This window comes from Roseibium sp. RP-7 (genome assembly GCF_053005225.1).
Window position 1 is genome coordinate 93,132 of sequence record NZ_JBRKQA010000004.1, and the last position, 14,878, is coordinate 108,009.

General features: G+C 56.0%; 12 protein-coding genes and 1 pseudogene. 6 read left to right on the forward strand and 7 right to left on the reverse strand.

The genetic code is table 11. The features are described 5' to 3' along the window. The first annotated feature begins 23 nt into the window (after positions 1-23). The gene (locus ACVDG9_RS26715; RefSeq protein WP_168693687.1) at positions 24-1,340 is read left to right on the forward strand and encodes an APC family permease; all 1,317 of its coding nucleotides are present in this window, start codon (positions 24-26) and stop codon (positions 1,338-1,340) included. Positions 1,341-1,391: 51 nt separating this feature from the next. After that, the gene (locus tag ACVDG9_RS26720) at positions 1,392-2,525 is read left to right on the forward strand and encodes a saccharopine dehydrogenase NADP-binding domain-containing protein (protein WP_447239427.1); all 1,134 of its coding nucleotides are present in this window, start codon (positions 1,392-1,394) and stop codon (positions 2,523-2,525) included. Here the strand turns inward: ACVDG9_RS26720 and ACVDG9_RS26725 are convergent. Then, positions 2,446-3,042 (reverse strand): hypothetical protein, encoded by a 597-nt coding sequence (locus tag ACVDG9_RS26725; RefSeq protein ID WP_447239428.1) that lies wholly within the window; start codon positions 3,040-3,042, stop codon positions 2,446-2,448. The two genes, ACVDG9_RS26720 and ACVDG9_RS26725, sit on opposite strands and share 80 nt — an antisense overlap. 52 nt (positions 3,043-3,094) lie before the next feature. Here ACVDG9_RS26725 and ACVDG9_RS26730 point away from each other — a divergent pair, with 52 nt between their 5' ends. Both ACVDG9_RS26730 and ACVDG9_RS26735 read left to right on the forward strand, forming a co-directional pair. Next, positions 3,095-3,658, forward strand: a complete 564-nt coding sequence (locus ACVDG9_RS26730) for a Crp/Fnr family transcriptional regulator (protein ID WP_447239429.1) — start codon at positions 3,095-3,097, stop codon at positions 3,656-3,658. A 250-nt stretch (positions 3,659-3,908) separates the two neighbouring features. Continuing rightward, positions 3,909-4,382 carry a fasciclin domain-containing protein gene (locus ACVDG9_RS26735; RefSeq protein WP_031269461.1) on the forward strand — a complete coding sequence of 158 codons (474 nt, stop codon included), beginning with the start codon at positions 3,909-3,911 and terminating at the stop codon, positions 4,380-4,382. 90 nt (positions 4,383-4,472) lie between these two features. On the opposite strand, the gene ACVDG9_RS26740 is transcribed toward ACVDG9_RS26735, so the two are convergent. Continuing rightward, positions 4,473-7,121 (reverse strand): cation-translocating P-type ATPase, encoded by a 2,649-nt coding sequence (locus ACVDG9_RS26740; RefSeq protein ID WP_447239606.1) that lies wholly within the window; start codon positions 7,119-7,121, stop codon positions 4,473-4,475. 316 nt (positions 7,122-7,437) lie between these two features. On the opposite strand from ACVDG9_RS26740, the gene ACVDG9_RS26745 reads away from it, so the two are divergent. Beyond that, positions 7,438-8,280 carry a universal stress protein gene (locus ACVDG9_RS26745; RefSeq protein WP_447239430.1) on the forward strand — a complete coding sequence of 281 codons (843 nt, stop codon included), beginning with the start codon at positions 7,438-7,440 and terminating at the stop codon, positions 8,278-8,280. A 149-nt stretch (positions 8,281-8,429) separates the two neighbouring features. On the opposite strand, the gene ACVDG9_RS26750 is transcribed toward ACVDG9_RS26745, so the two are convergent. The 3 genes and pseudogenes from ACVDG9_RS26750 to ACVDG9_RS26760 all read right to left on the reverse strand — a co-directional run bounded on the left by ACVDG9_RS26750 (position 8,430) and on the right by ACVDG9_RS26760 (position 10,293). After that, positions 8,430-9,215: a DNA/RNA non-specific endonuclease gene (locus ACVDG9_RS26750; protein WP_447239431.1), complete on the reverse strand. Its 786-nt coding sequence runs from the start codon at positions 9,213-9,215 to the stop codon at positions 8,430-8,432. Positions 9,216-9,501: 286 nt separating this feature from the next. After that, positions 9,502-9,609 (reverse strand): annotated as a pseudogene (locus tag ACVDG9_RS26755) (helix-turn-helix domain-containing protein); the annotation flags it as partial. Between the two features lie 162 nt (positions 9,610-9,771). Beyond that, on the reverse strand, positions 9,772-10,293 hold the full coding sequence (locus tag ACVDG9_RS26760) for a PRC-barrel domain-containing protein (RefSeq protein WP_187306630.1): 522 nt from the start codon (positions 10,291-10,293) through the stop codon (positions 9,772-9,774). A 694-nt stretch (positions 10,294-10,987) separates the two neighbouring features. Here ACVDG9_RS26760 and ACVDG9_RS26765 point away from each other — a divergent pair. Further along, complete coding sequence (locus tag ACVDG9_RS26765) at positions 10,988-11,689, forward strand: hypothetical protein (protein WP_447239432.1); 702 nt, start codon at positions 10,988-10,990, stop codon at positions 11,687-11,689. 25 nt (positions 11,690-11,714) lie between these two features. Here ACVDG9_RS26765 and ACVDG9_RS26770 read toward each other — a convergent pair whose 3' ends face one another. Further along, positions 11,715-13,265, reverse strand: a complete 1,551-nt coding sequence (locus ACVDG9_RS26770) for an OpgD/OpgG family glucan biosynthesis protein (protein WP_447239433.1) — start codon at positions 13,263-13,265, stop codon at positions 11,715-11,717. 322 nt (positions 13,266-13,587) lie between these two features. Beyond that, on the reverse strand, positions 13,588-14,862 hold the full coding sequence (repC, locus tag ACVDG9_RS26775; RefSeq protein ID WP_447239434.1) for a plasmid replication protein RepC: 1,275 nt from the start codon (positions 14,860-14,862) through the stop codon (positions 13,588-13,590). Positions 14,863-14,878 lie beyond the last annotated feature (16 nt).

Below are 14,878 nucleotides of genomic sequence, written 5' to 3' on the forward strand. Positions count from 1 at the left end.
AACCTGTTTTGACGGAGATCGGTATGTCATCCGACTACAAGAAAAACAGCCTGACACTCTTCGATGCGATCGCCATGGGGACCGGCGTCATGATCGGTGCGGGCATTCTCGCCCTCACCGGTCAGATTGCCGAACTGGCCGGTCCTCTTTTCCCTTTCGTCTTCATATCCGGCGCCGTCGTTACCGCCTTCAGCGCCTACACCTACATCAAGATGTCCAATGCCTATCCGTCTGCGGGTGGCATCGGCATGATCCTGCAAAAAGCCTATGGCCCGACCGCAATAACCGCAGGGGCTGCGCTTTTGATGGCTCTTTCCATGGTCATCAATGAAAGTCTGGTCGCGCGTACCTTCGCAAGCTACCTCCTGCGCGGCCTCGACCTGCCGCCTTCCGGCTGGCTTCTTCCCGCCATCAGCGTCGGCGTCATCCTGTTCGCCTTTCTCATCAATATTTCTGGCAACAGGTCGATAGGGCTCTTTTCAACCATCATGGCTGCGTTGAAGGTCGGTGGTATCGCGCTGTTCGGTTTCGCCGCACTTTGGGCTGGCGGATTTTCGTTTGAAGCGACCGGGGAGGGGACAGATCTCGGAGGATTGTCGGGGTTCATTGCCTCGACCGCGCTGGCAATACTTGCCTTCAAGGGCTTCACGACGATTACCAACAGCGGTGCAGAAATCACGGATCCGCATCACAATGTGGGCAGGGCAATCGTGGCGGCAATCAGCATCTGTATCCTTGTCTACCTGCTGGTGGCCTTCGCGGTCGGTTCAAGTCTGCCGCTGGAGAAAATCATCGAGGCAAAGGACTACGCGCTGGCAGAAGCTGCCAAGCCCACCCTGGGATCGGTCGGCTTCTACCTGACGGTAGCCCTGGCACTCGTGGCAACCAGTTCCGGCCTGATCGCCAGCATGTTTGCAGTGTCCCGGATGCTTGCCATGCTGACCGAAATGAAACTGATCCCCCATAGCCATTTCGGCATGCCGGGCGTGATCCGGGATCATACGCTGGTCTACACCGTGTTTGTCGCCGCCTTGCTCGCCGTCTTCTTCGATCTCAGCCAGATCGCATCACTGGGTGCGTTCTTCTATCTCGTCATGGACATCATCATCCATTGGGGAGTCTTCAGGCATTTGCGTTCAGATGTTGATGCCCGAGGCTGGATTCTACTGATCGCAATCGGTCTGGATGCCGTCGTCCTCGCCGCTTTCGCGATGCTGAAGTTGCAGCACGACCCGGCGATTGTCGCCTATGCCGTCGCCGGCATTATCGTTGTGTTCCTGTTCGTGAAGGCATTTCTGCATTTCAACCCGCCGGACGCCGAGGAAGAGCATTCGCACTAACCGGATTGTCTCTCATACCAACACCGGCACCCATTTTCAGGATATCGCGCGATGTTTTCATCCATTGTTCTGCTGGGCGGCACTGGCGACGTAGGTAGCCGGGTGGTCAACCTCTTAACCGAAAACACGGATTGCCGGATTTATCTGGTCTCAAGGAAAGGCGGCACGGATACCGAGCGGGTCCGGCACCTGAAGATGGACCTCGGTGCGAACGAGGCAGAGGACAGGCTCCCGAAAGGCGCCGCGGTCGTGAACCTCACGGAAACGACCTCTCCCGCTCTTGCTGCCGCGGTTGTCCGGAAAGGCGGCCTTTTCCTCGATACATCCGCGTCTCCCGAATATGTTTCGGCTCTTGAAAAGACAATATCGGCGGCGGGAGGTCCCGGCACAGGAATTCTGTGCGTCGGAACAGCACCGGGCCTCAGCACGCTCCTGGCGGCTGATCTGGCAACAAGAACAGGTGCGGCCTCGGTTGATATCGGAATTGAATTGGGCATGGGCCGCCACTACGGCCGTGCTGCAACCGAATGGTTCTTCCAGACGCTCGGGACACCTTATCGCGTCACCAGGGCCGACCACACCAACACTCAACTACCCGGACGCATCCGGCGAACATTCCAGTTCGGAACATCCCGCAAGCAGCAACTTGCGATCCGAATTGGTTTCCCCGACCAGGGGATCCCGGTGTCCGGCGCCACAATAGATGTTCGAACCTTTCTTGCCGTCGATCCGCCGATTGTGACGCGGCTGGTCGCCTGGCTGCTGCGATTGGGTCTTGGGCCCTCTCTCGCCCGCCAGGCAAGCACATGGACCAGGATTACCCTGGCCATGCCTGCCCTGGGTGGCTCAAGATCCCGGATTGCCGTTGAAGGGTTTTCACCGGACGGCAGCAGTATCGGTATGATCCGCATGACTGGAGGCGACCAGGCCGACCTGACGGCCGCGACGGTTGTCGCAACCTTGCTGCAAGTCAGGTTCAGTGACGCTCGCCACAAGGGCGTGACCACCATTTCCGACCACATGTCAATTGAAACTGCGCTGGCAAGTTTACGCAAGCTGCTGCCGGACATGACCATCGACACTCAAACCCAAATCACGACCGGGGTCAGTGATGGGGCGATTGGCCGGACGCCAGTGCGAGATGGTGTTCCTGATGATGCGCTCCCAGTGTCATCACGCCGATAAACCCGAGCCCCGAGAGCTTCTGCAGGTCTGAGGGCTTACTGACGTAAACCGACAGAATTGCGCCGCCGGGCACTTCCGCCACTTCATAGCGGAAACCACGGGTTCCGTTCATGGTGGCGGCATGGGCCGTCAACATCCGCCTGATCGAGTTGGTGACATCGCCGTCTCCCGTAACGGTGAACCGGTAACCATCCTCGACCGGCAAGGTTTTTACATCTGCCCGCAAGGTGACGTTGTCCATGTCGGCAAGATGGTTCCGCAGTGCTTCGATATCGACCCTGGACCAGTCTGTTTCAGGATCTGCTTCAAGGATCGCCACGATTTCCTGAATTGCCGCGAAAGCGGACTGTCCCGGTTCACGCGGAACCGCCTTAGCGGATGATGGTTTGGTGCCATGTGCCGCATGCTGCGCGGCAGAATGGTCATGATGCTGGGTTGTCTGGGTCTCGGTCTGGGCCAGGACCGGAGCGCTGCACACGATGATGGCGGCGGTCAGGGCAAGAATGTACCGGCTCATGATTTCTCCTTTGCTTTGCGTCCCATCTTGCCTGAGGAACTAAAATCAGAACATGATAGCTATCATGTCGATGGGTATTCCCGCCTTCTTTGCAACGTCTGGAACCTTTGAGCGCCGGGTGCCGGCGGGAGCGTATCTGTTCCATCAGAACAGCATGGTGGAGAACCTGTTTCTGGTGACCGCTGGTGAAATACAGCTTGTCCGCCACCAGACAGGGGGAGCCGCACTGGTTCTACAACGCGCTTTTCCAGGTGCAGTCGTGGCTGAAGCCTCTGCTTTTGCCGAAACTTATCACTGCGACGCGATCGTCCGATCAGATGCCTGCGTACGTGGGATCTCGAGGCGGCGCTTCCTCGACCTGTTTCGCACTGACCCGAAACTTTCAGAAGCCTGGGCGGCACGGCTTGCCCGCGAGGTGCAGACAACTCGCCTGAGGAGCGAAATTCTGGCCCTCAGAACAGTTACGGAACGTCTGGATGCCTGGCTCGCCTGGCACGGCACATTGCCGCCAAAAGGTGAATGGCACCAGATTGCCCGACAGATTGCTGTCAGTCCGGAAGCCCTCTATCGCGAAATCGCGCGACGCCGAAGAGCCAAGGGCCTCTCGTTCGAATGAAATCCCAATTGGTTCGACGGAAAAAGCCCGCTTTTGTTTGAAAAAAGCGCAGATCGCGGGCGCCGATGTCGTCACGCCTTGCTCTTTTTGTGATTGCGCAAACCGGCTTCCGGATCACATTTGGATCATCAAATCGTCCTGAAATTAATGTGTTCAATGACCGCTCTTTTGAGCAGATCCCCTTTCAGGGCGTCCGCGTACTGGTGTGGCTGGCGCAAAGCCAGCTTCAGAACGTGACAAGGAGGATCAGATGAAATTCGCCAAGTATCTTGCAATCGGCATCGTTGCTTCCGTGGTGTCTCTTCCGGCGAAAGCCGCCGATATTGTCGACACGGCTGTCGGCGCAGGCTCGTTCGGCACGCTCGTTGCCGCCGTTCAGGCCGCAGGCCTTGTTGAAACCCTGAAAGGGGACGGTCCCTTCACCGTTTTTGCGCCCACCGACGAAGCCTTTGCCGCATTGCCGGCCGGTACCGTTGACGACCTTCTGAAGCCCGAAAACAAGGACAAGCTTGTCGCCATCCTGACTTACCATGTGGTTCCAGGCAAAGTTCTCTCGACAGATCTTTCGGATGGAATGATGGCGAAGACCGTGGAAGGCAGCGAAATCACGGTAGACCTCGACAATGGCGTGATGATCAACGACGCCAATGTCGTGACAGCAGATGTGGCAGCCGACAACGGCGTCATTCACGTGATCGACAAGGTCATCATGCCGCCGATGTAATCCGGTCGTGGAACGCAGGGTTTGCAGGTGCACAACCAAGCTCCGGCAAACCCTGCTTCCGAAAGCCAAACAAACTCGAACAGCGAAAACTTACTTCGAACCGCTGTTGCGGGCCGCAAGGCTTATCCAGGCCTGTCCGAGAACCAGCGGCAGAAAACTCATCGCGCCAGCGACCAGAAGTCCCGTCAGTCCTGGCCATGGCAATGCCAGAAGCGCTGACAGATCCCTATTCAGCAGTGCCATTGCGACAAGTGAGAGGCACAACGAGATAGCGCCCCAGACATAACCATTGCGAAGGACATCGCTTTTCCAGAACGGGCCTGTTGCGGCACGCATGTTGAAGACGTTCCAGAGCTGTGACAGTGCCAGCGTCAGAAAGGTAACCGTGATGGCTCTTTCCGTTTCCAGACCAAGCAGAAACAAAGCGATGACAAATGCAGCAAGCGTCGAAAACGTAATCGCGCAACCAAGATAGCCGATCAACATCCAGCGGGCCCCGTCGACGATAGGCTCAACGGGGTCCCGCGGTGGGCGCTGCATTACCCCGTCTTCCCCCTTTCCGAGCCCCAGGGCAAAGGCGGGGAAGACATCGGTCACCAGGTTGAGGAACAGGATCTGAAGTGGCAGGAGCGGGACAGGCAGGCCGACACCAACCGCAATGCCCACAATCAACACCTCGCTGACGTTGCAGGACATCAGATAAACGACGAATTTGCGGATATTCTCGAAAATGATCCTGCCCTGGCGCATTGCGGCGATGATCGTCGCGAAGTCGTCGTCCTTCAGGACAATGTCGGACGCTTCACGGGCAACCTGTGTGCCGCGCTTGCCCATGGCAATTCCGATATCCGCTTTCTTGAGCGCCGGAGCGTCGTTGACGCCGTCGCCCGTCATGGCGACCACATGGCCGCCATCCTGAAAGAGTGAAACCAGGTTCAGCTTGGTGTCGGGTGCCACCCTTGCAAAGACATCGGTCGCCATGAGCTGTTTGCGCTGCTCTGCCGTCGCCTGTGCCAAGTCGATCCCGTTTAACTCATGGCCGGACAACACTTTCAGGCCGGATGTTCCAATGCCTGCGTCCTGTGCGATCTTCGCCGCGGTCTCGGCATGGTCACCGGTCATCATCACAACTCTGACACCCGCCTGCTGACTGGCCCTGATCGCTCCTGGAACGTCTTCCCGTATCGGATCAAGAAAGCAGACCAGTGCGACCAGCGTCAGACCCTCATAGGGATCTTCGGACGGTGTTGCTGCCGTCTTGAAGGCAAGGGCGAGGAGACGCTGGCCGCATCGGGCTGCCTCTTCCTGACGGCCGCGCCACGCGGCACGGTCCGCATCCGTGAAGGCGCGGGTACCTTCGTTTCCTAGAACCTCTGATGCCGCGTTCAGGACGGCTTCCGGAGCGCCCTTGACGGCATAAAGAAAGTGCCCGTCACCATGATGGACCGTCGCCATCATCTTGCGCTGCGGAGTGAAGGCAAACTTTTCTGCTGGCTTCATTGTCTGCAGCAGGCGAGATCTTGCAAGACCCGCGGCAGATGCAGTGGCCAGCAACGATATCTCCATCGGATCACCGATCCGTACTTCATCCGGACCATCTGAATATTCCGCCGAATTGCACAGCGCACCAATCCTGAGAGCGACGGAAAGGCCCTCCGTGGAAGCTGGTTCGATGTCCTGGCCTTCTGAACAAAAGCGAATGCCGTTGCCTTCATGCAGAATGTCGATATCCACGCTGTCGAGAAGATAACGGACGGCCGTCATCCGGTTTTCCGTCAAGGTTCCGGTCTTGTCGGTCAGGATCAGTGTCGTCGCCCCCAGCGTCTCTACAGCCGAAAGTTCGGTGACGAGCGCGTTGCGGGCCGCCATGCGCCACATGCCTCTGGCCAGGCACAACGTCGCCACGATTGGCAGACCTTCCGGAATGGCGGCAACCGCAAGCGCAATTCCGGTTTTAAGCATCTCTGACAGAGGATGACCCCAGAGAATGCCTGCCATGATCGTGAGCGCGGCAAGCACCAGCGTCAGCCAGACCAACTTCTGCCCCAGCCTGTCCAGTCTCCTTTCGAGGGGAGAGATTTCGGCGTCGGCCTGCTGCGCAAGGGCGCTAATCCGCCCAAGTTCCGTCGACATGCCGGTGGCAACAACGATGCCTTCGCCAAGCCCCTGGGTGACCGCCGTTCCGCTGAAAGCCATGTTGAAGCGTTCGGCAAGCACCGTGTCTTCGGCCATCCTGGAAGTCTGCTTTTCAACCGGGACGCTTTCCCCGGTCAGCAGGGACTCATCGCAATGAAGATCGGAAGCGGCCGTGAGGCGAAGGTCAGCCGTGACGACGTCTCCTGCCTCAAGGATCACGATGTCTCCAGGGACCAGCGCCGTTGCCTCGATCTCGAGCACCTTGCCGCCTCGGCGCACACGGGAGTGCGTCGTGGTGATCCGCAACAGGGCTTCCATCGACCGGGCCGCGCGCAACTCGGTGAAGAACCCGATGGCAGCGTTCAGAACCAGGACGATGGATATCGCGACCGCGTCGGCGAAATCGCCCAGAAGCAGAGACATGAAAACGGCGGCTGCAAGAAGCCAGACGATGATGCTCGCAAATTGATGGGCAAGGATTGCGATTGCACTCTTGGTTTTCAGCTCGCGAAACCTGTTGGTGCCGTAACGCCGTCGACGCCTGACAACTTCATCGTCCCCGAGCCCCGCCATGGGGTGAACCGAAAGCTCCTGAGCAACCACTTCAGGGTCGATTGCGAAGGGAGTGTCGATGCTGGTTTGGTGCAAACGGTTCAGGGCTGATGGATCCGTCGAGGCAGCGGCTACTTGGCCGTTCAGGATAAGATGAGAATGCTGAATACACTTGTATCACGGACGAATTCTCGCGGGTGGAACGCGGTACGCCAAGTCGGGACCAATGCTTAGTCCACCCGGAACACCCTGCCGACTGGCTACGTAGTCACCACCAGTTTGCCTCTCAATCGTTTTCCCGGACAATGCAGATGAAGCCCTGTACGGCGCGCGCCCACGCACGCGAACAGGGGAGGGAGCCGGTACGATGACCTACAAGACCATACTCGCAATCACGGAACTTGATGTCTCCACGGAAACCGTCAGCAAGGCTGTCACGGTAGCGAGGGCTTTTGATGCTCATCTCACGGTGTTACCGATCGGTGAAGTCCCGCAACTGCCGTTCTACGGATCTGGCGGGCACGGATACATCGAAATCTGGGCGAAGGAATTCGACCAGCGAAAGATCGAGCTGACATCCCTTGCTTCCCGAATAGAAGCACAGCTTGCAAGGGAAGGTATCTCGTTCGACGTCCGGCCAAGCCTGTCTTCTACCGCTCGCCAAGACAATCTTGTTGCCCGCCATGCCATCTATTGTGATCTGGCTGTTGTCCTGCGCTCCGTGGAGCAAGAGCTCAATTCCGTCGAAAGGAATGCGATCGATGGAGCGCTGTTCGATTCCGGCCGGCCCGTGCTCTATGTTCCCAATGCCTTCAAGGCCGACCACATTGGAACAAAAGTGGCCATCGCCTGGAATTCACGGCGGGAAGCCGCCCGTGCCGTTTCAGAGTCGCTGCCGTTTCTGAAGTCAGCCGAGGACATCACGCTGCTGCTGGTTGACCCGGTCGTCGGCGACAATGATCACGGGGAAGACCCTGGCAGCGATATCGCAACGGTCCTTGCCCGCCACGGACTCGGCATTTCCGTTCAAAGTGTGGCGTCCGCCGACAGGCCCGTGTCCGAAGCCTTGCTGGACAGCGTACGCGAACTGGGAGCCGACCTTCTGGTAATGGGTGCCTACGGACATTCACGCCTGCGGGAGAACATTCTGGGAGGAACGACACGGGAAATGCTGGAGCAAACCGTCATCCCCCTATTGCTGTCGCGCTGAACGACGCAGCTTCTGGCCCCTGGATTTGTCAGGGGCCAGAGGCCCGCGAAAGGCTCAATGCTGACCTTTACCGCGCACGCCGTTACGTTCGCCACGAATACACCGTTGGATTTTCGGCTTGTTCCTCGCTGAGTTCTGCACTCTGCTCCTTAGCTCTGATCCATGTATTCATCCTCGTCATCAATGTGACGATTGGCAAAATCGAACCAGTTCATGCCGTTTTGCCGTTGGGTCATTACCGGTTGTGCGCCGGGGAAGCTGGGGCTGGGCGTAATGGGGGGAGGCATGTCGATCGGATCTACCTCGTCCATTTTCGAATCCAGTGGGTCCGCAATGCGCCAGAACATTTGGTCATCGACGGAGCTGTGGGTGTTGTCGATCTGGTAGCGTTTGAGCAGCGAGTTCGTGTCGTTCAAGGTCAGGTCTACCTGGAATCCCGAGGGGCAAAGCCCGCGGGTGTGCGACAGAGAACCATTGTAATAAAGATGCACGGTCATCTTCACCAGACTGTCGTGCGCTTCTTGCTGCTGCGCGATCTCATGAACCTCGACTTCCATTCGCCGCCATTCGCCGTTCCGTTGGAATTGCGACCATTGCGGACAGATATTGGCTGGGACATCGGGGCCACCCAACTCCAGAGCAATGATGTGTCCCTTGTCCATGTCGACCTTGCCGCTATTGCGTGGGCTGATCAGTTTGGCCTTCTTGGGAATGCGCTTGGTCGCGCCAATCCGAAAGCCCGAAAACGGTTCCGGCGCCGATTTACGGCCCGACGTGGTGTCAAGAGGATAGACATATCCATAGACCGAGGTCTGCCGCTCGTACTGATGATGGGTTCCAGGGGCAATGATTTCAGTTAATACAGTCACCTCACCATATTCGTCGGGACGTTTTTCTTTTCGATCGTACAAAGTGTTGAAGGTGTAGACAGGCATCCGGCAGACCCTTTGATAGCTGATCAAGTGAATGGTTGTGAAAATATTTCAATAAACGCGAATGTTGCAGACAGAGAAGATCCGTTCAAGTAACGGATGCAGTTTGATCGTTTTTAGAAGGATTGAACATCTCGTCTGCATTCTTTGGAACGCAGGTTACTCCGGGCCAGGAGACCGACGGCGGAAAGGTCCAGCCCCCGCTATGAGGAACGGCGCTTAGAGCTTCGCCGCTGAACATGGCATCAAGAGCCACAGTCGGTGTCATTTCCAGATAAATCGTCGATCAGTGTCGTCCAGGGATCATCACAATTCGGCAAAGTGACACTTTCGCCTGGCACCAGCGTTCAATCTTGCGGCGCTCATCCAGGATCAGATGACTGTATTTTGATACCATGACACTATCATCTTGTCTGATAACTTATTGGTTTCAAACAGAAGTCGCACTTGGGAATAGCGCACAACCACCCACAAGCGAGAATCGCGTAATTTGGATTATGGAATATTTTTAGCGCGGGCGACATTTCGGAATGCAGCCCGCGCTTTTCTGGTCGTGATGTCAGTTTGCAGGCGTAACGTTTCTATCCGCTTCGGAATCAATCAGCTCCTCAGGAGCTTTCTCGACCGGCGCATTGTTCAGATCCTGAGCGGTTGCCGGCCTGGTTTCATTCACGCTTTCATCAGCTGGAACGGGCCGATATGCAGCTTCCTCGAAAGGCTCCAGCGCATCCAGCTTTTCTGCGGTCGTTTCAACCACCAGCACCTCGCTATCATTGCGATCTTCGAACTTCACAAGGCCGTACTCGATCGCGACGTTTTTCTCGCCCAGGCCAAGAAAGCCTCCGACTCCGATCACGATTGCCTGAATCTGACCGTCAGGACCCACAGTGAAGTCGTTGACGTCGCCAATTGCTTCAGACTCTTCGCTCGTACCATTGTAGACCGTTCTGCCAAGGAGATCCGTGGCCAGATGTCCTTCTGCCTTTTTCACCATTTGAACGGGCTCAGGGGTGGCAGGAGTTGCCGGCACGGTAGTCGTAGGTACTTCAGTCGAGCTTTGCGCATACGCACCGCCGACCATGAACAGTCCGATTGCGGACGCAGTGACAAGTTCACGTAGCATTGTAACTCTCCCAGATTGAAGTCGCCGGTATCTGACAGGGATGAGGCGACGATATGGAAGTAACGCTCCGGAAATCACCGAGTTCCGGTGCATTTCAAGATTGAAACAGAATGTGAATGTACTGCTCTCATTTGCAGCCATAAATTGAAACTGAGATCGGGAGTACTGAGCTTCCCAAGAACGCGTAGCTGTACCTGCAGGGCATTCTCTGTGAGCCGATCTTCAGTTTCCGAAGATCTTCAGCGCCGTGAACGTCTTTGAAGATCGACGTAATTCCGTTGGGAAAGGTGCTCGCTAACTTGCCGACAGGCCTGGGTTTGCAGACCAACCGAATGCCTGAAGCCGGATCCACAAAAGATAGCCACGTTGCAAGTCCGCGAAACGCGGTTCTTATCAACCCGGCAGTTATGAAATCAGTGTATTTCCACAGCAAAAGTGGAACTCATTCCATACGTATTTCCATGTTCGCATGATCAGCGGAAGAGATATTAATTCAATCAACTCTGATACTTAGAGATATATATTTCGAAATCTAGGTAACTTTCGCAAGGTATCATTGGGTACTGTTGCATTAACCTTTTCGGAATCAAGTTCACTCAGTTTCATCACATCAGACCGACAGCAAGCGACCTCAAGCTCTCGATAATAGAACATGCGCACACCGAGTTACCTACTGGCAGTTTCCGTAATCAAGGGCATAATCACAGGCACTGCGGCAGCGGCCTCCGCAACAGTCACGCCTGTTCACGCTGAGAATATCAAACCTTACGTCTGGTCTTTTTCAAAGCCATCTGAAAGTTCCTACAACATGACGGTAGGCGCTCAGCTTCCTGTTCCGGGCCGGCCTGCATTCGGATCGGATATCAACATGCCAGCAGCATTGCCCAGGCATGTGCTCAATGCGCCACGCAGCTACGTACCGAGTGGAACGCTATGGACACGACTGCGTTTCGAAGACGACTACAAATTGGCAGGAATGGACGAGACGGACCTGACCTTGCGCTTTGACCCGGACAGCGACCTTGCATCAACCAGATTCACTGCAGGAAAGAAAATCAAACTCACAAGGCACGCCAACCTGATCTTGCGAGATTCCTATTCTTTCCGGACGCCCGGTTTCGAGACGAATGATATTGACTGGAATACCACCAAGAGCGTGGAAGTCTCTCTGGGCCCGACCGCGACAGTCCTGGCAGCGGAATTCAACAACTCAAAAGACGACGCCGTGTGGCACTCGAGCGTTTCGTTGCAACAACCCTTGACCAAAGCCTTCACACTTCGGGCAAGCATCAGGGAAATACAGACACAAAATCCCAGTTCGGTTTTCAAGGCTCGGTATTCCCGTACCTGGTAACTGTGCCCTTTGCGACACCGGGGATTTATTCCAATTCCAGGTGCTCCGCTATCAATTGCCCGAGCCAGGTTTCACTCAGGACATCATCGCCGCCTTTCAGAAAAGCGCGCGCCTCAACCGGATCATGGCCCTCGACCTTGACATCGAACGTCAAGCGCCAACGATCCGTACCGACGACAGGTTGAACGAAAAGATTTATTGGCTCGCCCTTGGAAAGCTCCACAACGGCCTCAACCTCGTCCTTCTTCTTCATCCCGTTCAAGGATTTGCCTTGGAATTCGACCACGACTTTCATCTGGTCCTTCGGTCGAGGTTGTCCTGGAATTCCTCCCTGGCCGATACGGGTTGCAAAAACCCGAGCACCTGACTGAGGCAGCGGATGCTGATCACGCCAGGTCATCTGGTAGGAAAACGTACGTTCGTCACCCGCTTTCGGCAGTTCGTCCGGCAAAAAATAAGCGACTATGTTGTCATAGATCTCGTCGTCCGTGGGGATCTCCACCAGTTGAACCACGCCCTTTCCAAACGGTTCGTCAGGTTCGATCCAGACGGACGGTCGACGATCATAAAACACTCCGTCATCCTGAAAGTTCTCAAACTCCCGGTCTCGTTGTGCGAGGCCAAATCCTCTCACATTGTCCGCCCGAAAGGTGGACGTGCGAACCTCGGACGGGTTGTTGAGCGGCCGCCATATCATCTCTCCCGACTGGCTAATCATCGCAAGACCATCGGTATCGTGTACTTCCGGGCGCCAATCCCGGCCTTTCAGGCGATTGGACTCGGAGTACCAGTACATGCTTGTGAGTGGCGCTACTCCCAGTCTTTCCACAGACTTTCGGAAGAATAGGTGGCTTGTCACATCCATGACCTGCCCACTGCCCTCCTCATTTTTCATGTGAATTCGATAGGCGCCGGCGACAGATGGGCTATCAAGAAGTGCATAGACAACCAAACCGTCATCTGTCGATGCGGACGGTTCGAACCAGAATTCCGTAAATCTGGGAAATTCCTCCGGCATCGAAAGTCCGGTGTTAAGGGCAAGTCCGCGCGCCGACTGCCCATACTGGCGAGACTGGCCATCTGTCCTGAAATAGGATGCGCCCAGGAAGGAAACCCAGTCGGTTTTCAAATCCTCCCGCATGACGCGGAACCCGGCAAATCCGAGATTTTCGGGCAACTTTCGCGCCGGACTGTCGTGCGGCATGTCGAAATAGTCAGGTGAATAGAGAATTTCTCGGGAAACGCCATCAGCGACTTCGTTCAGCTTGACCGGTTGCTTGAAGAAGCGGCCCAGGTGAAAAAACTGAATTGGGACGCCTGGTACCAGCTCCAGGGTAGCCGACTTGCGAAAGCTGATCTTCCAATGCGCGTCGTAGTCAATTTCCTCCAGAAGATCTTCCGATCGCACTTTTTGCGCTTCATACGGTCTTGTCCCGAGTTCCCGAGCCTTCGCGATCACCGTCGCAAAACTGAATTCTTCAGGGTCTCCCCGGTGGTTCTTCAGGTCACTGGATTTCGCATAAGCGCTTTGGACAAATGCCATGAAAAAAAGTGCAATGAAAACAGATCTGCTCATGAAGTTTCCAGTCGGTCTTGCTTCGTTGTCGTTGAAAGACGAACGAACGGACAAATTAGTTCATGGTGCAAAACACCGGGCTTCCAGGTTGGGAACAGGATCGCAGGAATGAGGCGTCGTTTTGACAAAAGTCGGCCATGCGTAAGGCAAGTTTATGAAGGCTCGAATCCAGCGCCACCGACGTGCCCTGTTGCGATTATCCGAGTTCGTGCAGGATCAGCACTCCCGGGAAGACCGCAAACTTTCAAGATCCCTTCATTTTGGCGCCCCCTGCCCGGAAGCACTACCCGCACAAGAGGATCCCGCTCCCCGCGGCGCCCGATCAGCGCGCAGCGAGGCCGAACAGGGATTTTGCCAGCGCAAGTTTGCCTTCGGTCGCCCGTTCACAACATGCCCGGAAGTAACCGCCCGGCGAGCTGATTTTTTCCGGATCCCGCAAGGCCTTTTCGGCCACCATCGCAAGAATCGCCGCCGCAACATGCCGCCCCAGCCTTCCGCAGGCTTCGGTAAAGCCTTTTTCACTTAATCCGATACCGATCCTCAGCACGTCGGTTGCGGCAATGAGGTCCGGCCAGCTTTTGAGAGATAGCCCAAAATCGCCCTGGATCGACGTACATGCGTTTTCCAGCAAAGAGATCGAAACAGCGTCCAGGGTTTCCGATCGGACAAAATCCGCCTTACCGGAGCCTTTCTGCAGTGTATATCCCCTGTTGGAGCCCCCACCCCGCTCCGCATGCTCCCTTTCAGGAGCTATTTCGGCGCCGTAGGCGACGTCAGTTTTGTTTTTGATTTCATCTGCGTGAGCAGATGTCCGTTTATTTGAACAAGAGTCTGGTGAGTTTGTATTAGATATAGGGGTGACATTGATGTCATCTTCGCATGACGATTCCTCATTTTTATGTGCTGTTGACTGTGTATTGGAGGCCTCCTTCAGAGCTTCCATCACCAGATCGTAAAGGTCCAGCAACGCCTGAGCTTTCGCCTGAACATCAGTCTCCGCGTCCAGAATGCCTGCCATCTGATCCAGGAAGTCTGTCAGGTCGACGTCTTTCGTTGCATCGACGATGTCGACAATCGCCCTGGAGATCCTCATGACCGTCCGTTTGGCTTCCCGGACGGCATTGAGATGAGCCTGCCATTCGTCGGCCAGGCGCTTGATTTCGCGGTATCGCACTCTTGCCGGCGTGAAATCGAGACCATAGGCAAAGGTAATGTCGCCACTGTCGTTGCGGTGCACCCACCTGCGGCCGGTAGAACTGTCCCTGTAGGCAAGAATACGGGCCTCGACCAGCTGCTTGATGGCGCGAATGACCGTTCGTTCACTCTTGCCGACATATGAGGCAAGCTTCTCGTTGGAGATGGCAACGACGGGCCTGTTGTCCCCTTTCCAGTCGTCCGGCTTTGACAGGCCAAGCAGGATGTCCAGGACATGGTAGGCAGTCGACGTGAGACCGATCGGCTGGGCCGCACGTTTCAAGGCAATAGCGACTTCGGATTTTCCAATATCGGGAATGTCGTTCGACATTGCCAGACGCTGGGACGCAAGTATCCCCGGCGTCACCTTCCGGAAGGAAGAGACGTTCGAAACAGCAGGCATGACAACCTCCGTTCAC